The sequence below is a fragment of the Shewanella sp. SP2S2-4 genome (assembly GCF_031932025.1).
Classification (GTDB): Bacteria; Pseudomonadota; Gammaproteobacteria; order Enterobacterales; family Shewanellaceae; genus Shewanella; species Shewanella baltica.
The window spans coordinates 97,347-119,339 of record NZ_JAUOER010000010.1 but is presented as its reverse complement, the minus strand read 5'-3'; the positions used below and the strand labels follow the sequence as shown (position 1 = coordinate 119,339).

Sequence of the window (21,993 nt, the reverse complement as noted above, 5' to 3'; positions counted from 1 at the left end):
CGGGTCATTCACAAGTCTTGTTTCCCTAGGTATAGTAAGCGTCAATTTTTCAACCAAAATTTGCTTATTTTCAAATGATGTTTCATTGGCCTATTTCAGTCTATTACGAAGACACCGACGCTGGCGGCGTTGTCTATCATTCGAACTATCTCAACTTTTTTGAGCGGGCGAGAACCGAGTGGCTAAAAGCCCTTGGCGTGAGTCAGACTGCGCTGTTAGCCGACGATACCGCCTTTGTGGTAAAGCGTGCGGAATTAGATTTTCGCAAAGCGGCACGTTTTGAACAGAACCTTATTGTTGAAACTAAGGTCATAGAGTTGAAAAAGGCCTCGTTGATCTTTCATCAACGCTTGGTCGATAAACAGGGAGACTGTTATTGTGAAGGCACAGTGCTGGTTGTTTGTGTTGCGCTGTCACGAATGCGTCCCCGAGCTATTCCCTTAAATATTGTGCAGGAGTTTGACAGTGCAAGCTGATATGTCGATTGTTGGGTTATTTTTACAAGCCAGTTTATTAGTGAAATTTGTTATGTTCACCTTACTTTGCTTGTCAGTGATGTCTTGGACGGTGATTTTACAACGCCGTAGCTTACTGACATCCGCAAAAAGTAAATCGGCGAAGTTTGAAGACAAATTTTGGTCAGGCGTTGATTTAAACCGTTTATATAAAGAATTATCGACTCGTCCAGATAATAGCGGTTTAGAGTCATTATTTGTGACTGGCTTTAAGGAATATTCACGCCTGAATAAATTAAATAGCAAAGTGCCTGATGCTGTGATGGACGGTACATCACGTGCGATGCGTGTGACACTTTCTCGCGAAATGGAAAAGTTAGAAGCAAACTTACCCTTATTAGCGACCATTGGTTCGACTAGCCCTTATATCGGTTTATTTGGTACGGTATGGGGGATTATGAATTCATTTATCGCCATTGGTTCGATGGAAAACGCGACCTTAGCTATGGTTGCCCCCGGTATTGCTGAAGCCTTGATTGCAACGGCTATGGGTCTATTTGCTGCTATACCTGCGGTTATTGCGTACAACCGTTTCTCGACTCAAGTCGATAAATTGGAAATGGCCTACGCAAACTTTATGGAAGAGTTCTCCAGCATTTTGCATCGCCAAGCATACAGTGAGAAGGAAGGGGCATAATGCAACCAGCTTATCAGCGCAAACGTCGTCGCCCCGTTGCCGAAATCAACGTGGTGCCCTATATCGACGTGATGCTCGTGCTGTTAATTATTTTTATGGTAACAGCGCCCATAGTCACCCAAGGGGTAAAAGTGGAGCTGCCTCAAGGGGCCGCGGAAGTTTTACCTGCTGACAGTAAGCCACCTGTGGTGGCTTCGATTGACGGTGATGGTGATTATTATCTGAATAAAGGCGGTTCGACCAACGTACCGATGGACTTGGAAGAGCTCGCGACGGAAGTTGCTGCGCTTATGGTGACAGAGCCTGAGCGTCCAGTGGTGGTTAAGGCCGATAGAAATATTCCTTACGATAAAGTGATTCAGTTGATGGTGACCTTGCAAGGTGCTGGCGTGCCATCAGTCGGTTTGATGACGGATTCACCCAAGGAGAAATAGGTGGCAGATAAGTCAGATGTAACATTACCTCTGTCAATTTCAGCGGGTATTCATATTGGCGTGATAATTATTCTGGCGTTGGGGATCGATTTCTCTCACAAACCTGAGCCTATGCAACAAGTTAGTGCGCCAGCGGTTAAAGCCGTGATGGTTGATCAGCAAAAAGTCGCTAATCAAGTTGAGAAACTTAAGCAAGAAAAGCGTGATGCAGAGCGCCGTGAGCAAGAACGTCAAGCTGAGCTTGAGCGCAAAGCGCAAGAAGCGAAGCAAGCGCGCGAACGTGAACAGGCTCAGATTAAACAGTTAGAGCAAGAACGTAAGCAGCAAGAAATTGAAACCCAAAAGGCCAATGAAGCGACCAAGCTAGCCCAAGTGAAACAGCAGCAGGAAAAGGAAAAGGCAGTTAAAGCCGAAGCCGACCGTAAGCTGAAAGAGCAGGAGCGTAAAGTCGCCGAAGATGCCGCGCAAAAAGCAGCAGAAAAACGCAAAGTGGAAGAAGCCGCAGCAGCGAAAGCGGAAAGTGACCGTAAGCTGAAGGAGGCGGAAGCTAAGGCCAAAGCTGAAAAAGCCAAGGCTGATGCAGATGCGAAAGCCAAGGCCGAAGCTAAAGCGAAAGCAGATGCTAAGGCCAAAGCGGATGCTGAAGCCAAAGCCCGCGCCCAGCAGGAGCAGGAAATGGCCGATGCATTAGCGGCGGAGCAGGCGGCATTGTCGCAAACCATGAATAAGCAGATGCAGAGTGAAGTGGGTAAGTATCAGGCAATGATTAAATCGACTATCCAACGAAATTTGGTGGTGGATGAATCTATGCGTGGCAAGACTTGTACTGTCTCTGTACGATTAGCAAATGATGGTTTTGTGATCAGCAGTCAAACTAAAGGCGGTGATCCAAATGTTTGTCGTGCAGCAAAAGCAGCGATTTTGAAGGCGGGTAAATTGCCAGTGTCTCCGGACCCTGCGGTTTATAACTTGATGAAAGAAATTAACTTAATCGTTGAACCAACGTTTTAATTAAAGGAGTCCCATGAAAATATTGGCAAAATGGTTAGCATTGGCGGTTCTGCTTTGCACCACCCCCGCAAAAGCGGCATTGGATATTGTGATCACAGAAGGTGTTGACGCTGCGCGTCCTATCGCTGTGATGCCTTTTGTTTGGCAAGGTCCTGGCGCCGCGCCGCAAGCGATTGCGGATGTAGTGATGTCAGACTTAGTACGTAGCGGTACGTTTAAACCTTTAGACGAACTTGGACTGCCTCAGCGTAATATTGGCACTGTGGCACAGTTTCAAGCTAATTCTTGGTCAAGTGTTGGCGCCGAAGCGTTAGTGCTAGGCACCGTTAAACCTTATGGTACCGATCAATATTTGGTGAGCTTTGATTTAATTGATTTAGTCAAAGCCCAAAACCAAGCTTTGAAAGGCCCAGTTAGTGCAACAGAATTTTTGATGGACAGCCGTCAAACTGTGATTTCAGCGGCGCAATTTCGCCAATATGGACACAGGATCAGCGATATCGTCTATGAAAAGTTAACCGGTATTCGCGGCGCATTCTTAACGCGGATCTCCTATGTTGTGGTCAATCATACTCAAAAAGCCCCATATCAATTGATGGTTGCTGATTATGATGGCGTCAATGAGCAAATGTTACTGCGCTCGCCAGAGCCGTTGATGTCACCGACTTGGTCACCCGATGGTCGTCGTCTAGCGTACGTAAGCTTTGAAAACAAAAAAGCGGAGATCTTCGTGCAAGACCTTTATACCCAAGTGCGCACTAAAGTGAGCTCTTTTCCTGGTATTAACGGTGCGCCTGCGTTCTCACCCGATGGAAAATCTTTGGCTGTGACTTTATCTAAAGACGGTCAGCCTGAAATTTACATCATAGATATTGCAACTAAAGCGATTAAGCGTATTACCAATCACTATGCTATCGATACTGAGCCATCATGGTATCCTGATGGAAAGTCGCTGATTTTTACATCAGAGCGCGGTGGTAGACCACAGATTTATCGCGTAGAGTTGAGCTCAGGTAAAGTCAGTCGCGAGACCTTTGAAGGTGAATGGAACCTCGGTGGTTCAATTACCCCTGATGGTCGCAGTATGATTTTTGTTAATCGCACGAACGGTAAATTTAATATTGCGCGTATGGATTTAAGTACGCGTTTTATGCAGGTGCTGACATCGACACGTTTGGATGAATCTCCAAGTGTGGCCCCTAATGGTACTATGGTGATCTATGGCACTACATACCAAGGCAAGCAAGTATTAGCAGCTGTTTCTACGGATGGACGTTTTAAAGCAAGATTACCGGCAGGTCAAGGTGAGGTGAAATCACCTTCTTGGTCACCGTTTCTCTAATGTTATACCTTGATTTAATCACATTTAATTTTATAAGGAACACGTAATGGATCTGAATAAGTTGTTAAAAGCTATGTTGGTAGCACTTCCAATTATGGCTCTTAGTGCATGTAGCTCAACTTCAGAATCAGAAACTGATGCAATGGGCTCAACAAACGGTTCAGGTAGTGAGCTGAATGGTGGTGGCATTCAAACTGGTGGTGTAGGCGCAATGTTGTCTGCTGAAGAGCAACAACGTCAGCAGTTAGAAGACTTGAGAAAGCAACACATCATTTACTTCGACTTTGACCGCAGTGAAGTTCAAACTGATTTCGCCGCAATATTAGAAGCCCATGGCACTTACTTAGTTGAGCACCCAAGTGTGCGCGTACTGATTGAAGGTCATGCGGATGAGCGTGGCACGCCTGAGTACAACATTGCTCTGGGCGAGCGTCGTGCTAAAGCCGTTGCTAAATACCTACAAGGTATGGGCGTACAGCCAAGCCAAATGAGCGTAGTCAGCTATGGCGAAGAAAAACCACTTGATTTTTCTCGCACTGATGAAGGTTTTGGCAAAAACCGTCGTGCAGTTTTAGTTTACTAAGATTGAATCTCGGAGAGTAACACAATGAAACGTGCCGTCTTAATTACGGCAATGTTCCTTGGTGCGGGTGCTGCAGTTGCAGCCCCTGCTCCTGTGGAAGATATTGCTGGTGGTTCGGGTGATGACAGACTTGCTCGCATAGAACGTATTGTAAAATCAAGACAACAAAGCGAGCTCGATATGCAGCGCCGTCTTGATACACTGCAGCAGGAAGTACTCGATTTACGTGGTTTAACCGAACAACAGAATTATCAGATTGAGCAGATGCAACAGCGTCAGCGTCAGTTATATGATGAACTTGCTAATTTATCCTCAAAGGCATCTGCCGCTCCAGCAGCCGCAGCCGCGACATCCACACCCTCAGTCGCCGCGACGAATGCTGCTTCAAGTAGTTTAAGTGAAACAGCAAGCTATGAGAGTGCGGTTAACTTAGTCTTGAAAGAGCGTAAGTATGATGATGCGATTCCTGCCTTCCGTGCTTTTATCAAACAATACCCAGATTCTGTGTATGCCGCGAATGCTAACTATTGGTTAGGACAGCTGTTATTTAATAAGAGCGAGTTTGCAGAAGCCAAACAAGCCTTCAAAACTGTGGTTGACCGTTTTAGTGATTCTAATAAACGCGGTGACAGTTTAGTGAAGCTTGGCATGATCGCCGAGAAAACCGGTGACAAGGCTGGGGCGACGCAATACTACCAACAAGTCGTCAAAGATTACGCAAACAGCGCAGCAGCACGCATTGCACAGCAGCAACTGGCTGCAATTAAAGTGTAATTAACCAAAAAACATACTCTTAGTCTGTTTTTCATGCAAACGACAAAAAATTGGGAATTTGCGCTTGCATGAGAAGATGAAAAAGGTATTATAGGCGCCCTCAGAGCGGCGAGGTCGTTCGGGGCGTAAAATACCAGTAAATGGGTCGTTAGCTCAGTCGGTAGAGCAGTTGGCTTTTAACCAATTGGTCGAAGGTTCGAATCCTTCACGACCCACCACTTACTCTAATAAATAGAATAAGTTAGTGGTATTTAACGAGGTAGTCAGTAGTACAATGGGTCGTTAGCTCAGTCGGTAGAGCAGTTGGCTTTTAACCAATTGGTCGAAGGTTCGAATCCTTCACGACCCACCACTTTACTGAAAGTGCATAAATCAGCGTAATACCTATATGGGTCGTTAGCTCAGTCGGTAGAGCAGTTGGCTTTTAACCAATTGGTCGAAGGTTCGAATCCTTCACGACCCACCACTTATTTTCAGCATGATAAATGCAATAAATAAGTGGACAGTTATACCGCAATACCAAGATGGGTCGTTAGCTCAGTCGGTAGAGCAGTTGGCTTTTAACCAATTGGTCGAAGGTTCGAATCCTTCACGACCCACCACTTATTATTGGCATTGTGAATGCTTAAAATAAGTGAGTAGTTTTATCGCAATATCTAGATGGGTCGTTAGCTCAGTCGCTTTTTTTATAAAGCTAGGGCAGTTGGCTTTTAACCAATCAGTCGAATGGTTCTAATCCTTCACGAGACACCACTTTACTGAAAGTGCATAATTCAGCGCAACACCAGATGGGTCGTTAGCTCAGTCGGTAGAGCAGTTGGCTTTTAACCAATTGGTCGAAGGTTCGAATCCTTCACGACCCACCACTTTACTGAAAGTGCATAAATCAGCGCAACACCAGATGGGTCGTTAGCTCAGTCGCTTTTTTTATAAAGCTAGGGCAGTTGGCTTTTAACCAATCAGTCGAATGGTTCTAATCCTTTACGAGACACCACTTTACTGAAAGTGCATAAATCAGCGCAATACCTAGATGGGTCGTTAGCTCAGTCGGTAGAGCAGTTGGCTTTTAACCAATTGGTCGAAGGTTCGAATCCTTCACGACCCACCACTTTACTGAAAGTGCATAAATCAGCGCAATACCTAGATGGGTCGTTAGCTCAGTCGGTAGAGCAGTTGGCTTTTAACCAATTGGTCGAAGGTTCGAATCCTTCACGACCCACCACTTATTACCCCGCTTTATCTCTCTCAAGTTACCCACTAAATTTACCAAGTTAAACTTCAATTCCCAGTACTAGATTTAATACCTTCGTGTTACTTATTTCGTTTCAAATGTTTTCCTAACATATTATTAATCCTGACATTTTCTACTTTTGTCTCATAGACCTATTGCCAATGTTTCTCACTTGTTAATTTGTCCATATTGGTTGCGGATAAATAATAACAATTGGGGAAAGACAAAAAATGAAACAAGCAAAACTAAGCTTGATGGGTAGTGCAATATTATTGGCATTAGCAAGTTCGGCCAATGCGGCATCACTAAAAGATACGGATGTTGAGTTTGGCGGTTATATCAAAGCTGACATTATGTTCAGTGATTATGGCAATGGCGCACCGGATTCGGGCGATATTTCTAGGCAGTTTTATGTTCCAGGCACTATTTATGGCAAAGAAGGTAATGGCAATCAAGTCGTGGATTTTCAAGCTCGCGAAACGCGTTTTAATTTCAAAGCGACGACTGATGTTGATGGTCATAAACTTTCTGGCTTTATTGAACTCGATTTTATGACCCACACCGATGGTAATGAACGCACTTCCAACAGCTATTCACCTCGTATTCGCCATGCATTTGTCTCCTATGACAATTGGACCGTAGGTCAAACGTGGACCACCTTCCAAAATGCTGCGGCATTACCTGAGAATCTCGATTTTGTTGGTGCTGCCGACGGAACTCCGTTCGCACGCCAAACGCTATTGCGCTATACCCAAGGTAATTTCCAATTCGCGATCGAAAATCCTGAAACCACAGTCACGCCAAATCAAGGCGGTGCCCGCATTACCAGTGGTAGCGGGGTAATCCCCGATGTTATCGCGCGGTATAACCTCAAAACAGACGGCGGTGCTGCGTTCTCCTTTGCGGGTATTGCCCGTCAGTTAAATTTAGAAACTAAGGTAGGTGCAACTCAGATTGATAGCTCAGCCCTAGGATATGGCGCGAGTGTGGCGGGCATTATTCCGGTCGGCAAAGATGATCTTCGCTTCACGGCCACCTATGGTGAAGGCTTAGGTCGTTATATGGCACTCAATTACATTAATGCAGGCGTGCTAGATGCTAACGGTGATATAGAGTCGATTCGTACTTTAGGTGGATTTGTGTCTTACCGTCATTGGTGGAATGAGCAGTGGCGCAGCAGTGTAACCTTGTCAGGCATGCAAGCGGATAACGATGTGGCTTTAACCAGTTCAGGCGTGAATAAGGATGCTTATTCTGGCTATATCAATTTACTTTACTCGCCAAGCAAACCGCTGACTTTTGGGGTCGAGTATATGTACGCCAAGAACAGTAAAGAAAATGGCGATGATGGTGATTTGAGCCGCATTATGTTCTCGGCTAAGTATGTGCTCTAATCTTACTTGCTTGCGATAAAAACTAAAAAGGAGACCTTAGGTCTCCTTTTGCATTAAGCGGGTCACATATGTGCAGTGCTTAATCTAACAGATTGTTTTCGCGAACATATTGTTCGAAATCCGTGCAGCCACCAACGTGTTTTTCATCGACAAAAATCTGCGGTACGGTTTCAACTGGCTTACCGACAGTTTTCTCTAAATCTGCTTTAGAGATGCCTTCTGCGTGGATATCGACATATCTGAACTTAAAGTCATCACGTTTTTCAACGAGTTGCTCAGATAATTGCACAGCACGAACGCAATAAGGACAGCCTGGACGGCCAAAAATAACAACGAACATAATAGCTCCTTAGGATTACTTTAGTCGTTTTATACCATAGGCCTAAGTGAATTGATAATGTCAGCCGCGTTTATTTTCAGTTTGATAGCGGCCTTGATAATCAAAATAGCTTTCGAGCAGATCCCAGCCTTTTTTATGTTTCTTCAGTAGCAAGAGATCGGGCATGCGGAATTTATCCGCGTCGCTGATTAACTCTGTCACCTTGGTGTACTTTTTTGGTTTTAATCCCGGCGTTCGGCTATGGGGAAAGATGAATAAGGCATATAGGGCTCGCCACTGGGCCGGCGTTTGCAATTTAAAGCGGCGATTGAATTCATTGCCGTCGATATCGAGGTATTGCACTTTTAGATTGCCGTCTTCGTCGATGAGGCTCATATGCTGGCAGCGGAACAAATGATGGTGCTGCTGGCTGAGCACTTGACGCAGGCGTTTATCGGGATCGATGAGGGTCGATTGGCAGTGCTGGCAAATGCGCGCGGCGATATCGTTCTCTTCACCGCAATCAGGGCAAGATTTTGATCTAAATCGAAAGTCGCACTGCAGCTTTTTACCTTGCTGTTCGACAATGCCCTGACAACGGCGACCAAAGTGTTCGATAATGTCGCCATCGTCGTCCGTGAGTCCCCAGAATATATTGGCAAAATCGCACACAGGGCAATGCACTTGCACGGGTACCGATTTACTGTTGGGTTTCGCTTGGCCAACCTCAGGAAAATACAAGTCATAACCATTGGCAGCGTAGTCGATGATAAGACAATCTTTTTTACCTTCAGCGATTCGCAATCCACGGCCGATCATTTGTTGAAACAGACTGACTGAGGCGGTAGGGCGCAAAATTGCAATCAAATCCACATGGGGCGCGTCGAAGCCTGTCGTCAACACAGCCACGTTGACCAAAAACTTAAGCTCTTGGGCTTTAAAGCGTTCAATCGTCGCATCTCGTTCATTGTCGTGCGTTTGTGCCGTGATAATGGCGCTCTGTGCAGCATGAGCTTGGTTGAGTAGGCCAAAAATCTCATTGGCGTGGCGCACCGTTGCCGCGAAGATGATTATGCCTTTTCTATGTTGGCCCAGTTCAATGAGCTGTTTCACTATCGCGGTGGTCGCGCGGCCGTAATGCCCCAGTAAATCGTTAACCTCGGCTTCGGCATATTCACCATTCTCGTTGGCTTTCAGTTGGCTGAAATCGTACTGGGCACTTAAGCCATCAAACAGGGTTGGCGCTGTGAGGTAACCTTGTTTAATGAGTGGCCTGATGGGCAGCTCGAACACACAATGTTCGAACACAGCATGTTCGGGAGACCCCACTTTGCCGTGATAGTGCTGCTGGTAAATCCAGCCAGTGCCAAGGCGATAGGGCGTGGCGGTGAGGCCGAGCAATCTTAATTGGGGATTTTTCGTGCGTAAATGATTGAGTACTTGTTGATACTGGCTGGTTTTCTCAAGGCTGACTCTGTGGCATTCATCAATAATCACTAATGAGAACGGCTGATCGAACTGGGTTAACCCCCGCGCCGCCGATTGAATGCTGGCGACGACGGTTTTCCCCTCAGTGGCTTTTTGATTGAGTCCCGCCGCATAGATACTGGCTTGTGCCGTGAGTAGGCCGACTTTCTCAGCATTTTGCGCGACTAATTCTTTCACGTGGGTGAGCACTAAGACCCTGCCTTTGGCGATGCGCGCCAATTCGGCGATCACTATGCTTTTGCCGGCGCCTGTGGGCAATACGAGTACGGCGGAAGCTTGGCTTTGCCTAAAATGGGCGATGGCGGCATTAACCGCTTGCTGTTGATAGTCTCTGAGTTTGACTGACACGCTGATAAAAAATCTATGCTGAATAAAAGTGAGGTCGCAAGCTTAACATAACAGGCAAAAAAAATGCCCCTGGTTGGAGGGGCAAGCTAGAGAAAGGAGCAATCACACACTCTCTCAACAGGGTTCACTTTTAACCTGAGGTTTAAAAAGGGAGGTTCAGGTTACGCTTAGCCTATTGGGCATAGACTAAGCGTTGTGGACATTGTTCGTAACTCGGATATTACTCAGTACGATTCAAGCGTGATTCAATCAAGGTTTCGATCACAGCTGGATCGGCCAAGGTTGATGCATCCCCTAAATTGGTCACTTCGTTAGCGGCAATCTTACGCAGGAAGCGGCGCATGATCTTGCCCGAACGTGTCTTAGGTAAGCCCGTCGCCCATTGGATGAGATCTGGAGTTGCCAGCGCACCAATTTCTTTACGGACCCATTGACGCAGCTCTTGTCGTAGCTCTTCGGTTTCTTCAGTGCCGCGGGTTAGCGTGACATACGCATAAATACCTTGGCCTTTAATATCATGTGGGTAGCCAACTACTGCAGCTTCTGCAACCAGCTCATGTGATACCAGCGCACTTTCGACCTCTGCAGTACCTAATCTGTGGCCGGATACGTTGATTACGTCATCGACGCGGCCAGTGATCCAGTAGTAACCATCTTCATCGCGGCGGGCACCGTCACCGGTAAAATACATGCCACGGAAGGTTTTAAAGTAGGTCAATACAAATCGTTCGTGGTCGCCATAGACAGTCCGCATTTGGCCCGGCCAAGAGTCGAGTAACACTAAGTTACCTTCGTTCTCACCTTCTAAAATATTCCCCATGTTATCCACTAAGGCGGGTTGAACGCCAAAGAACGGACGGGTCGCTGAGCCTGGTTTAGTGTCGGTCGCACCTGGTAGCGGCGTGATCAAAATTCCGCCAGTTTCAGTTTGCCACCAAGTATCGACGATAGGGCAATGTTCATGACCTATGACCTCATGGTACCAACGCCACGCTTCTGGGTTGATAGGTTCGCCTACCGAGCCCATAATCCTCAGGCTGCTACCATCGAACTTATCGAAGTGTTGTTTACCTTCGGCCATCAGTGCGCGAATTAAGGTTGGCGCAGTGTAAAGAATGTTTACCTTATGGCGGTCAATCATTTCGCCTAAACGGGCAGGGCTTGGATGATTTGGTACACCTTCATGGATGAGCACAGTCGCACCATTGGCGAGTGGGCCGTAAACCATATAAGAGTGGCCTGTGATCCAACCCACATCGGCGGTACACCAGTACACTTCGCCCGCTTTGTAGTCGAACACATATTCATGGGTCATAGACGCATAAACCATGTAGCCACCAGTGGTGTGCAATACGCCCTTGGGATTACCGGTTGAACCTGAGGTATACAGCAGGAATAACGGCGCTTCGGCGTCCATTTCCTCTGGTTGACAGTATTCAGATGCAGTTTCCATCAGTGAATGCCACCACACATCTCGGCCTTCTACCCAATCCACTTTGCCGCCCGTGCGTTTAAGCACGATAACTTTTTCAACGGTAGTGACATCAGGGTTTTTCAAGGCATCATCGATGTTGCGTTTCAATGGGATAGCACGGCCACCGCGCATACCTTCATCTGAGGTAATAATGACTTTTGATTTGCCGTCAATTACGCGAGAGGCGATAGAATCCGGTGAGAAACCACCGAAGACCACAGAGTGCACAGCGCCGATACGGGCACAGGCGAGCATAGCCACAGCGGCTTCTGGCACCATAGGCATGTAAATCGTGACTATGTCACCACGGCGCACGCCTTGGCTGCGTAATGCGTTAGCGAATTTACACACCTCTGCATGTAATTCACCGTAGGTGATTTTACGTTGTTCGCTGGCGTTGTCGCCTTCCCAAATAATCGCCACGCGATCACTGTGCTCGGCTAAGTGACGATCTAAACAGTTGGCAGAAGCATTTAGGGTGCCGTCGTAAAACCAGTTGATCGATAAGTTATGATCATCAAAAGAGGTTTTTTTTATTTTAGTATAGGGTTTTATCCAATCAATACGCTTGCCGTGTTCTCTCCAAAAACCTTCAGGATTGACAATCGACTCTTGGTACATTGTTTTATATTTATCGTTGTTTACAAGTGCATTGGCAGCGATATTGCCGGAGACTTTGTAGAGAGACTGCGAGCTCATAGGGCTTCCCTTTTGAAAAATTGCGTGGACTGAGTATGGTATGCAAGGGGGCGGCAACTCCATTAGACCTTGGTCTAGTTTTAAATTTTCCTTTATATTTAGTCTGTTGCATTAAAAATCCGGCTAGATTTTAGACAGGTTTTATCGCACAATAATCAGAAAAAAGAGCAAAGTATGAATTTAACCTTAGTCGTCGCCGTTATTGCCGTCTGTTATGTCTCGCTTTTATTCCTATTAGCGTGGGGGGCGGAGCGTTGGTTTAGCCGGATCACCAAAAAGCTACAGGTCGGGATTTATGGCCTGAGCTTAGCGGTTTACTGCTCTTCGTGGAGTTTTTTAGGCACAGTTGGTCAATCGGCTAAGGATCTCTGGTCTTTTTTACCCATTTTTATCGGCCCCATTCTGATTTTCACCTTAGGTTTTGGCATGTTACGCAAGATGGTATTAGTGTCTAAGGCACAAAATATCACCTCAGTGGCCGACTTTATTGCCGCCCGATACGGCAAATCCCAAACCTTAGCCGCCTTAGTCACCTTAATAGCCTTGTTTGGCATCATGCCCTATATCGCCCTGCAGCTTAAGGCGATGGTGTTCAGCCTTAACCTGTTTCAACCCGCGGACGATCCCCTCGATGGCGTGACGATTCCGTTACTGATCACGTCTTTATTAGCCATATTTGCCATTTTATTTGGTACCCGCAAACTCGATGCCACCGAGCATAATCCCGGCATGATGCTCGCGATTGCCTTTGAGTCTCTGGTGAAACTCGCCGCATTTTTATTGGTCGGCGTCGTCATTAGTTTTGGGGTGTTCGATGGTTTTGGGGATATTTGGCAGCAGGCGAATGCGCAGTCGTTGATCAATTATCCTAATCCTCGTATCGAAGCTTTAATGCCTGAGTTACTCGTCGGAATGGCGGCGTTTTTGTGTATGCCAAGGCAGTTCCATGTGATGGTGGTGGAATGCGCCGATGAGTCAGTGTTGTCAAAGGGACGTTGGTTATTTCCCATCTATTTAGCACTTTTTGGTTTATTCGTTGGACCGCTCGCATTAGCTGGGAAGATCATCCTCGGCGATTCAGTGTCGGCCGATACCTATGTGATTAATTTGCCACTCGCCTTAGACCAACCTTTGCTGGCTGTGATTGCGCTGCTGGGCACACTTTCGGCGGCAACCGGCATGGTGATAGTGGCTGTGGTGACCATTAGTGTGATGGTGAGTAACGAATGGCTAGTGCCCGTGATGCTGCGGACGGGCCATATCCGCGAGAAAAACTTCAGTCAGTTCTCGCAGCTACTACTCAATGCCCGCCGTTTGGCGATCGTGATCATTCTTGGCTTAGGTTATGGCAGTTATCTGGCCTTAGCGGACAGTGATTCCTTATCCCATCTCGGCATGTTGTCCTTTGGCGCTTTTGCTCAGTTAGCGCCTGCCTTAGTGGGCGGACTTTATTGGAAGCACGGTAATCGTGCTGGGGTATTTTTAGGGCTCGGCGTGGGCTTTACGTTGTGGTTTTACATTATGTTGCAGGGCATGACAGATGTGCAAAGTTCATCAGCGTTAGTATCGGGAGTCACGGGTGAGATAGGCTTGCTAGATTCGATAACGCCCAATGTGCGTGATGCTCTGACGGCACTTTTTGCCAATATCGCCTGTTATATTTTGGGATCGATTTGGTTTAGGGCGGGTGTGGCTGAGCGTATTCAGGCCAGTGCTTTTGTGAGCCCTGGCAAATTGAAGAACAGTGCCAATAAGAAAAATGGCCCGATTTCACAGCAGGACTTACTCATTCTCGCCAGTCGATTCGTCAGCCCAACACGCGCCTATGAAAGCTTTAGCCGTTTTTCGATTGATGCGGTAAAAAGTGATAGCTGGCATAAAGCAGCGCCGCCTGAGCTGATTTTCCACACAGAACGTTTATTAGCGGGCGTACTTGGCGCCTCAAGCGCAGCGCTGGTGATGGATTCTGTGCTGCAAGGGCGTGATTTGGCGCTGGATGAAGTGTTCAGTCTAGTGGATGAAGCGTCATCGAAAATTATGCTCAGCCAAGACATGCTGCGCGGCGCGATTGAGCATGCCTATGAAGGCATGAGCGTGATAGATAATGATCTCAATCTCGTGGCTTGGAATTATAAGTATGTGGAGTTGTACCAATATCCCGATGGATTCTTGCAGCAGGGTATGCCCATCAGCGAAGTGATCCGTTTTAATGCGTCGCGGGGTTATTGCGGTGAAGGGGAAATTGAACAGCAGGTCGCCCAGCGGGTACAGCATATGCGTAATGGCACGCCACACACTTCTGAGCGCCATCGCAGAGACGGTAAAGTGATTAAAATTCAAGGTAATCCCATGCCAGACGGTGGCTTTGTGATGACCTTTACCGATATTACTCAGTATCGCGAGCAGGAGCGCGCACTGCTCGAGGCCAATGAAACCTTAGAAAGTCGCGTTAACGAGCGTACCTATGAATTAGCCATGTTGAACAGTGAGTTACTGGAAGCTAAGGCGCAGGAAGAAATCGCCAACGCCTCTAAAAGTCGCTTCTTGGCCGCTGTTGGCCATGATTTAATGCAGCCGCTTAATGCTGCGCGGTTATTTACCGCATCTTTATCTCAGTATCCTAATCTCGATCGCGAGGCCAGAACCACCTTATCCCATGTGAACAGCTCGCTTAAGATCGCCGGCGAGTTGCTTACCGATCTGCTGGATATCTCTAAACTCGATTCTGGCATGGTAGATGTTAATCGTCGTGACTTTGCTATTTCTGAACTAATCAACGGTTTATCCGTTGAATTTGAAGCGATGGCGGCGGACAACCAAATCCGTTTTAAGATGATCCCATGCAGTGCGACTGTTAATTCTGATCCTTCGCTATTACGGCGTGTCTTACAAAATTTTTTAACCAATGCCTACCGTTACGCCCGTGGCGGCAGAGTCTTGTTTGGTTGTCGCCATCGCGGTCATTACCTTGAGATCCAAGTATTGGACACGGGTTGTGGTATCGATGAAAAAGAAACCCAAGAGATTTTCAAAGAATTCAAACGGCTGAATAATCCTAAGAGCAACAATGTCAGCGGATTAGGCTTAGGTTTAGCCATTGCCGATCGCATCAGTAAAGTGCTGGAACACGGTATTCAAGTCTCGTCCCATTTAGGGCGCGGCTCGGTATTCTCCATTTGTGTGCCGCTCGGGGAGACTGTACGTCAGCCGCAAGTGAAGGCGTTGCCATCGCTGCTGCAGCCGTTATCGGGTATCAAAGTGCTGTGTATCGATAACGAAGAGGCGATTCTGGCTGGCTTAGAAAGTCTATTAAGTCGTTGGCAATGTGAGGTTATTTGCGCCAAAGATTTATCCGATGCACGCATTAAGCTGGGGCTGAAAGGCGTCGCGCCCGATATTGTGCTCGCCGATTATCACTTAGATGATGGCCAAAATGGCGTTGATGCGATGGACGGTATTCGTGCCCTGTATGGCAAAGACTTACCCGGTATTTTGATCACCGCCAATACCCGCAAAGAGCTGGTTGAAGATGTGCAACGCCGCGGCTATCACTATATGGCGAAAATGATAAAACCTGCCGCGCTGCGTGCATTGATTTCTAGCTTAGTGAAATGAGCTTAGTCTGAACAGCTTAGTCAAATCAGATTAGAAACATGAGTTTAGTGGAGTCGGTACGTTAATCGAAAGTCTAGATAACCCGCGCAGTTGCTATGCGGACTATCTGGACTAAACACAGGGCTAAAAGTTTGGTTGGCTAAAGGTTTGTCATCGTTCTTTAGTTCATCCCTAATCAAGTGAATGATCAGAGTTTGAAAACGGCGAGTTTGCCGTTTAAATTCAGTGATAACTCCGCCAAACTTTCACTTTCTTGGGCGAGATAGGTTGCCGATTCAGAAACTTCGAGCGCTGAGTTATTAATCCCGCACACGTTTCTGTTCATGTCTTCAGCGACCACACTTTGTTCTTCTGCGGCGGTAGCGATATGGGTCGCCATGTCGCTCACATGTTTGATGTGAGCTACGATAAGCGATAAATCACTTCCCGCTTTTGCCGATTGACTTACACTGTTTTCTGCCAGTGCACGGCTTGCATCCATTGCCTTAGCGGCGCTCACAGCCCGTTGTTGCAATAATGAAATCGTGTTCTGAATTTCTTCGGTTGATTGTCTGGTGCGACTGGCGAGTTGTCTCACTTCATCGGCGACCACTGCAAACCCTCGTCCTTGCTCACCTGCGCGGGCGGCTTCAATGGCGGCATTCAGTGCGAGTAAGTTAGTTTGATCTGAAATTGCGCTGATCACTGAGGTCACTTCGCTGATCTGCATGACTTCCTCTTTAAGCATGTTCACTTGATCCGTCGCTTGCTCCACTTCTTTGGCGAGGGCATGGATTCCGTCCACGCTGGCGTGAACATCTTGGTCGCCAAGGCCAGCTTCCCAGGTGGCTTCTTTGGTATCTTTGGCTGTGCTCTCTGCATTGTTTGCCACATCAGCGATAGTGGCGCTCATTTCATTCATAGCGGTGGCAAGCTGGGCAAGTTGATCCCGCTGATTATTTACTGCTTGATTAGTTTCCTCTGCGGTTGAGGCGATGCGAGCCGAGGCCTGGGCAACATGATCAGCGCTATGACTCGCTTCCTGTAAGGTGCTACGAATCGAGCCAATGCTTTGGTTGATGTTGCGGGCTAAAGAGCCAAGCTCGTCTTTACCATAGACCTTTAATTGCGTAGTTAAATCCCCCTTAGTGATAGCGAGCATCGCCTGATTCACATCATCCAATGGCCGAGTAATAGAGCGGCTAATGGCATAACCTAGCCAAGCCATAAGCACAATAATGACAAATGTAATACCACCCATGGTGAGGTATTCATGCCAAATGGTGGCTTCGATATCTTGGAGTAACATACCTGAGCCTAAGATCCAGCCCCAAGGTTTAAATCCCATGACGAGTGAGATTTTTTGCGCCGATTTGCCATTAGCAGTCATCCAGCGGTATTCGACTAGGCCTTGTTTGCCATCACGGCCGAGTTCGACCATTTTGTACCAATAATTTTCTTCGCCTTGATTGCCCATCTGTTGCCCAACCAATTCTCTTTTGATGGGATGGACGATGACGCGCCTCGATTCATCAATCACAAACAAGTAGTTATCACCATCAAAGCGCATGTCGTTCAACATGTCCTTAGCGGCCTGCTGTGCTTGCTCTAAGGGCAGTGATTGGGATAACGCCTGAATGCGGCTGCTGGCGAGGGACAATACGGCATTAAGCCGTGCTTCACGCTCCATCATCAGATTATGCTTTAAAGCGGTAACAGAAATAACGAGTAAAATTAAGGCGCCTGCGAGGGCAATGATGAGCTGTAATGCGAGTTTGCGATTGACGGCTATGTCAGCGAGTTTGAACATATGATCTCCATGTCTTGGTGTTGATATTTAAGCCATTCCTCAGCTCAATTTGTTGGCGGATATTGGCGAAAGATGTGCGGGAAAACATTAGCGATATAAGCATTGCTGGCTTTGGAAAAATGTCCAGTTGCTAGATTAAATTAATGGGCTAAATTGCGGAGTTTTAATGGAAATTGTGAGCAATGTTGCAATTGCAATCTTAGCGCTTTTAGCTATCGAGAGGATGCGAGGTTTGTATTCTGGGTAAGACTGCCGAGTGACTTAACACCGCTGCTTAGTTTAAACCCCTGCGCACTTTTAACGATGCGCAGAGGGTTATCTATTTGAAGGATGATTACGTTGAAGGCTTATGCTGTTGGTATTAACCGTGGCTAATAAGCTGTGGCTCGGCACAGGCGGATGATGCCTTAATGCTTGTTGCAACTAGCTTCATCGCACGGGTGAGTTGGCTTAATTGCGCCGGGCTAATTACATAGGGCGGCATGATATAGATAAGGTTAGCGAAGGGGCGAACCCACACGCCTAAATCAACAAATTGTTGCTGCAACTCTGCTGTGTTGACGGGTTCGTGCATCTCTAACACGCCCACTGCGCCGAGCACTCGCACATCTTTTACGCTTGGTAAGTTAATCGCATCCTTAAGTTCTAAGCGCATTTGCTGCTCGATAGCGGCCACTTGCGCTTGCCATTCATTGCGATTGATTAAGTCTACGCTTGCACACGCGGCCGCGCAGGCCAGCGGGTTACCCATAAACGTCGGCCCATGCATAAACACGCCGGCGGGAGATTGGCTGATTCCTTGGGCGACGTTATCGGTACATAGCGTTGCTGCTAGGCCGATGTAACCGCCCGTTAGCGCTTTACCTAAACATAAGATATCTGGGGTAATATTGGCATGTTCATAGGCAAACAGCTTACCGGTTCGGCCAAAACCCGTGGCGATTTCATCGAGGATAAGCAGCACATTATATTCATCACACAGGGCACGAAGACCCACTAAATAATCTGCGCTGTAGAAACGCATTCCGCCTGCGCCTTGCATGATCGGCTCTACGATCACAGCGGCAATCTCATGGTGATTAATGCTTAATATGTCGCGCATTGCTGTTAAATCATCGGCTTGTAAGGCTTCGCCAAAGGCGGTTTGTGGTGCAGGCACAAAGGATTGCTTAGTGACCGCATCGCCGAACATAGTGTGCATGCCACCTTCGGGATCGCACACGCTCATGGCGGCAAAGGTATCGCCGTGATATCCCTTCTTAACGGTAAGAATACGTTGTTTTAGCGGTAGATCTTGATGTGCGATTTGTTCCTGCGAGCTTTGATCTTGCCAACTCTTTCCTTGTAAGCTTTGACCTTGCCAATATTGCAGCGCCATTTTGATCGCCACTTCCACTGAGATAGAGCCAGAGTCGCATAAAAAGACTTTCGTCAGCGGCTCGCAGGTCATAGCGATAAGTTTTTTACACAGTTCAATGGCGGGCTCATGGGTGATGCCGCCAAACATTACATGGCTCAGCTGATGCAGTTGTTTTTCCATCGCGGTTAATATCTCGGGATGCGCATAACCGTGCACGCAGGCCCACCATGAGCTAGTGCCATCGACTAGCTTGCGGCCATCGACGAGTTCGAGCTCGCAGCCCTTTGCGCTATGTACACCAAAAACAGGAAGAGAACGGGTCATTGAGGTGTAAGGATGCCAAATATGGGCGCTATCAAAATCAAAATCGAGTAAATTGCGCATAAATGCTCACTAGGTTGGTGGTAAAGTAGCCAGTAGTAAACTGAGTTCACTGGTTGGCGTTGACAGTTTAAGGGCTGAGGTTATCCTAGCCAAGATAAAAGACAGAATAAAAAGGGTGTTCAATGTCGCAGTTGCAAGTTCGTCATGATTGGAAGCGGGAAGAAATCGAAGCCTTATTTGCGCTGCCGATGAATGATTTGTTATTTAAAGCCCACAGCATTCACCGTGAAGTCTACGATCCCAATGAAGTGCAAATTAGCCGCTTGTTATCGATTAAAACCGGTGCTTGCCCTGAGGATTGTAAATACTGCCCGCAGAGCGCCCGTTATGACACAGGTCTAGAGAAAGAGCGTTTGCTGGCAATGGAAACTGTGCTGACCGAAGCGCGCAGTGCTAAAGCCGCGGGGGCATCTCGTTTCTGTATGGGTGCCGCTTGGCGTAACCCGAAAGAAAAAGACATGCCGTACCTTAAGCAAATGGTACAAGAAGTCAAAGCCTTAGGCATGGAAACCTGCATGACGCTTGGCATGCTTTCTGAAGAGCAGGCGAACGATTTAGCTGGCGCAGGCTTAGATTATTACAACCACAATTTAGATACTTCGCCTGAATACTACGGCGATGTGATCACCACTCGTACCTATCAAAATCGTTTAGATACCCTGACACATGTGCGTGCCTCTGGCATGAAAGTGTGTTCTGGTGGGATTGTCGGCATGGGTGAAAAGGCGACGGATCGTGCAGGCTTACTGCAACAGCTGGCCAATTTACCCCAGCATCCTGATTCAGTACCGATCAATATGTTAGTCAAAGTGGCGGGTACGCCGTTTGAGAAACTTGACGATCTCGATCCACTCGAGTTTGTGCGTACTATTGCTGTAGCGCGTATTTTAATGCCACTTTCGCGCGTGCGTTTATCGGCGGGGCGCGAAAATATGAGTGATGAACTGCAGGCCATGTGTTTCTTTGCTGGCGCCAACTCGATTTTCTACGGTTGTAAATTGCTGACCACGCCAAACCCAGAAGAAAGCGATGATATGGGGCTATTCCGACGTTTAGGCTTACGCCCAGAACAGGGCGCTGCGGCAAAATTGGAAGAAGAAAGTGCTGTTCTAGCCAAAGCGGTGGCCTATCAAGATAAGTCATCGGCACAATTCTATGACGCGGCGGCTTTGTAATATTACTAGCGCATGTTGTCCGACAAACAGGTCGAATAGCCTGTAAACCTTGTTGGCTGCAGCCTATTTTGATTGCGGCCGATAGCTTTATTGGCCGCACTCCATTTTCAAGCAGCATTTTTAAGACAATCATTCTTGAGGCTAAATCGATGAGTTCTCTGCTCGAGATGAAAATTGCCGCCCGTCAGCAAGCCTTACGTGAGCAAGGTTTATTACGGCAACGTAAAATGCTGAGTGTTGATCACAGCTTTGATGTTAACGCACCCACTTCGAGTCCGCGCTTTGTGTTTGAAGGTCGCGCCTATATCAATTTTAGCAGTAATGATTATTTAGGCTTATCCCGCGTTCCTGAGTTGGTTGAAGCGCTGCATCTTGGTGCGCAGACCTACGGTGTGGGTAGCGGCGCATCGCCCTTAGTGACAGGGTACAGTGATGCGCATGTCACACTTGAATGTGAACTCTGCGCCTTAACGGGGCATGAAGCGGGATTACTATTCTGCTCGGGCTTTAGTGCCAATACGGCGTTAATGAAAACCTTGTTTGATCAGCAAGATACTGTGATTGCCGATAAACTTGTGCACGCCTCAATTATCGATGGTTTGCAGGACAGCGGTGCGCAGCTTAAACGTTTTTTACACAATTCCCTTGAGAGCGCTGAGCGGCTTCTGACTCGAAATCACGCATCGGCGTTAATCACAGAAAGCGTGTTTAGCATGGACGGGGATTGTGCGCCGATCACTCAGTTATCGGCGCTTTGTCGTCAACAGAATACTTGGTTGATTGTTGATGATGCCCATGGTTTTGCGGTGCTCGGTGACTATCAAAATAGTGATGTAAGAGATAAAGCCGCCAAGCTTATCGATGTGCAAGTGGTGACCTTTGGTAAGGCATTAGGTTGCCAAGGCGCAGCGGTTTTGGGGAGTCAGGCGCTGATCGACTTTTTGGTCAGTAATGCCCGCGAATATATTTATTCGACCGCCTTATCGCCCGCCAATGCCGCATTAGCGTTAGCTGCGACTCGGTACTGCACTGCACATCTTGAGTTACAGCAAAAGCTGCTTGAGAATATTTCGCTATTCAAACAGTTATGCCTCGATGCTGCCGTGCCCCTTTTAGGTTCGGATACCGCAATTCAGCCGTTGATCATTGGCGATGCGCAGCAAACCCTGCAAGTCGCCGAAGCGTTAAGAGCCGCGGGCATTTGGGTTGGGGCGATTCGCCCGCCGACGGTGCCTGTAGGGTCGGCGCGGTTACGCATTACCTTAACGGCGACCCATAGCCCTGAAGATATTGCTGCTTGTGTTGAGCAATTAGCCCAAGTGCTCAGTCGTGTTGGTATCCCGCTTGTCAGTGAACGAGAATCTGCCGATGAGTACAGATAAATGTACCCTATAGATCGCGTTATTTTATTGAATGTTAAG

The 21,993-nt window shown here is 47.4% G+C and carries 16 protein-coding genes and 7 tRNA genes; 18 read left to right on the top strand and 5 right to left on the bottom strand.

Annotated features, from left to right (window positions below; all coding sequences use genetic code 11):
- Positions 1–74: 74 nt before the first annotated feature.
- The 15 genes from ybgC to Q4Q54_RS10230 all read left to right on the top strand — a co-directional run bounded on the left by ybgC (position 75) and on the right by Q4Q54_RS10230 (position 7,921).
- Positions 75–476 (top strand): tol-pal system-associated acyl-CoA thioesterase, encoded by a 402-nt coding sequence (gene ybgC / locus Q4Q54_RS10300; protein ID WP_006081251.1) that lies wholly within the window; start codon positions 75–77, stop codon positions 474–476.
- Complete coding sequence (gene tolQ / locus Q4Q54_RS10295) at positions 466–1,152, top strand: protein TolQ (RefSeq protein ID WP_006081252.1); 687 nt, start codon at positions 466–468, stop codon at positions 1,150–1,152. The genes ybgC and tolQ overlap by 11 nt, the downstream gene beginning before the upstream one ends.
- Positions 1,152–1,586 (top strand): protein TolR, encoded by a 435-nt coding sequence (gene tolR / locus Q4Q54_RS10290; RefSeq protein ID WP_006081253.1) that lies wholly within the window; start codon positions 1,152–1,154, stop codon positions 1,584–1,586. Before tolQ ends, tolR begins: the two co-directional genes overlap by 1 nt.
- On the top strand, positions 1,587–2,597 hold the full coding sequence (gene tolA, locus Q4Q54_RS10285; RefSeq protein ID WP_311988391.1) for a cell envelope integrity protein TolA: 1,011 nt from the start codon (positions 1,587–1,589) through the stop codon (positions 2,595–2,597). It begins immediately after the preceding gene.
- A gap of 13 nt (positions 2,598–2,610) precedes the next feature.
- Positions 2,611–3,939: a Tol-Pal system beta propeller repeat protein TolB gene (tolB, locus tag Q4Q54_RS10280; protein WP_006081255.1), complete on the top strand. Its 1,329-nt coding sequence runs from the start codon at positions 2,611–2,613 to the stop codon at positions 3,937–3,939.
- 46 nt (positions 3,940–3,985) lie between these two features.
- The gene (gene pal, locus Q4Q54_RS10275) at positions 3,986–4,522 is read left to right on the top strand and encodes a peptidoglycan-associated lipoprotein Pal (protein WP_006081256.1); all 537 of its coding nucleotides are present in this window, start codon (positions 3,986–3,988) and stop codon (positions 4,520–4,522) included.
- 24 nt (positions 4,523–4,546) lie between these two features.
- Positions 4,547–5,296 (top strand): tol-pal system protein YbgF, encoded by a 750-nt coding sequence (gene ybgF, locus Q4Q54_RS10270; protein ID WP_311891965.1) that lies wholly within the window; start codon positions 4,547–4,549, stop codon positions 5,294–5,296.
- A 142-nt stretch (positions 5,297–5,438) separates the two neighbouring features.
- A tRNA-Lys gene (locus Q4Q54_RS10265) sits at positions 5,439–5,514 on the top strand.
- A gap of 58 nt (positions 5,515–5,572) precedes the next feature.
- A tRNA-Lys gene (locus Q4Q54_RS10260) sits at positions 5,573–5,648 on the top strand.
- A gap of 38 nt (positions 5,649–5,686) precedes the next feature.
- Positions 5,687–5,762 (top strand) — tRNA-Lys (locus Q4Q54_RS10255).
- A 60-nt stretch (positions 5,763–5,822) separates the two neighbouring features.
- Positions 5,823–5,898: transfer RNA gene (locus tag Q4Q54_RS10250), tRNA-Lys, on the top strand.
- A gap of 188 nt (positions 5,899–6,086) precedes the next feature.
- Positions 6,087–6,162, top strand: a tRNA-Lys gene (locus Q4Q54_RS10245).
- A 166-nt stretch (positions 6,163–6,328) separates the two neighbouring features.
- Positions 6,329–6,404 (top strand) — tRNA-Lys (locus tag Q4Q54_RS10240).
- Between the two features lie 38 nt (positions 6,405–6,442).
- A tRNA-Lys gene (locus Q4Q54_RS10235) sits at positions 6,443–6,518 on the top strand.
- 239 nt (positions 6,519–6,757) lie between these two features.
- On the top strand, positions 6,758–7,921 hold the full coding sequence (locus Q4Q54_RS10230) for a DcaP family trimeric outer membrane transporter (RefSeq protein ID WP_311988390.1): 1,164 nt from the start codon (positions 6,758–6,760) through the stop codon (positions 7,919–7,921).
- Between the two features lie 79 nt (positions 7,922–8,000).
- Here Q4Q54_RS10230 and Q4Q54_RS10225 read toward each other — a convergent pair whose 3' ends face one another.
- The 3 genes from Q4Q54_RS10225 to acs form a co-directional block, all read right to left on the bottom strand.
- Positions 8,001–8,261 (bottom strand): GrxA family glutaredoxin, encoded by a 261-nt coding sequence (locus Q4Q54_RS10225; protein ID WP_006081259.1) that lies wholly within the window; start codon positions 8,259–8,261, stop codon positions 8,001–8,003.
- 60 nt (positions 8,262–8,321) lie between these two features.
- Positions 8,322–10,076: a DEAD/DEAH box helicase family protein gene (locus Q4Q54_RS10220; RefSeq protein WP_311988389.1), complete on the bottom strand. Its 1,755-nt coding sequence runs from the start codon at positions 10,074–10,076 to the stop codon at positions 8,322–8,324.
- A gap of 220 nt (positions 10,077–10,296) precedes the next feature.
- Entirely contained in the window at positions 10,297–12,249 is a 1,953-nt protein-coding gene (gene acs / locus Q4Q54_RS10215) for an acetate--CoA ligase (RefSeq protein WP_006081261.1), read from the bottom strand.
- 174 nt (positions 12,250–12,423) lie between these two features.
- On the opposite strand from acs, the gene Q4Q54_RS10210 reads away from it, so the two are divergent.
- Positions 12,424–15,864: a PAS domain-containing hybrid sensor histidine kinase/response regulator gene (locus tag Q4Q54_RS10210; protein ID WP_311898918.1), complete on the top strand. Its 3,441-nt coding sequence runs from the start codon at positions 12,424–12,426 to the stop codon at positions 15,862–15,864.
- A 187-nt stretch (positions 15,865–16,051) separates the two neighbouring features.
- Here the strand turns inward: Q4Q54_RS10210 and Q4Q54_RS10205 are convergent, their stop codons facing one another.
- A complete protein-coding gene (locus Q4Q54_RS10205; protein WP_311988388.1) occupies positions 16,052–17,653 on the bottom strand; it encodes a methyl-accepting chemotaxis protein in 1,602 nt (533 codons plus the stop codon).
- Between the two features lie 361 nt (positions 17,654–18,014).
- Positions 18,015–19,397 carry an adenosylmethionine--8-amino-7-oxononanoate transaminase gene (gene bioA / locus Q4Q54_RS10200; RefSeq protein WP_311988387.1) on the bottom strand — a complete coding sequence of 461 codons (1,383 nt, stop codon included), beginning with the start codon at positions 19,395–19,397 and terminating at the stop codon, positions 18,015–18,017.
- Between the two features lie 122 nt (positions 19,398–19,519).
- On the opposite strand from bioA, the gene bioB reads away from it, so the two are divergent.
- Positions 19,520–20,572, top strand: coding sequence for a biotin synthase BioB (bioB, locus tag Q4Q54_RS10195; RefSeq protein WP_311988386.1), 1,053 nt, complete (start codon positions 19,520–19,522; stop codon positions 20,570–20,572).
- A 149-nt stretch (positions 20,573–20,721) separates the two neighbouring features.
- On the top strand, positions 20,722–21,954 hold the full coding sequence (locus Q4Q54_RS10190) for an 8-amino-7-oxononanoate synthase (protein ID WP_311988385.1): 1,233 nt from the start codon (positions 20,722–20,724) through the stop codon (positions 21,952–21,954).
- Positions 21,955–21,993: the final 39 nt, after the last annotated feature.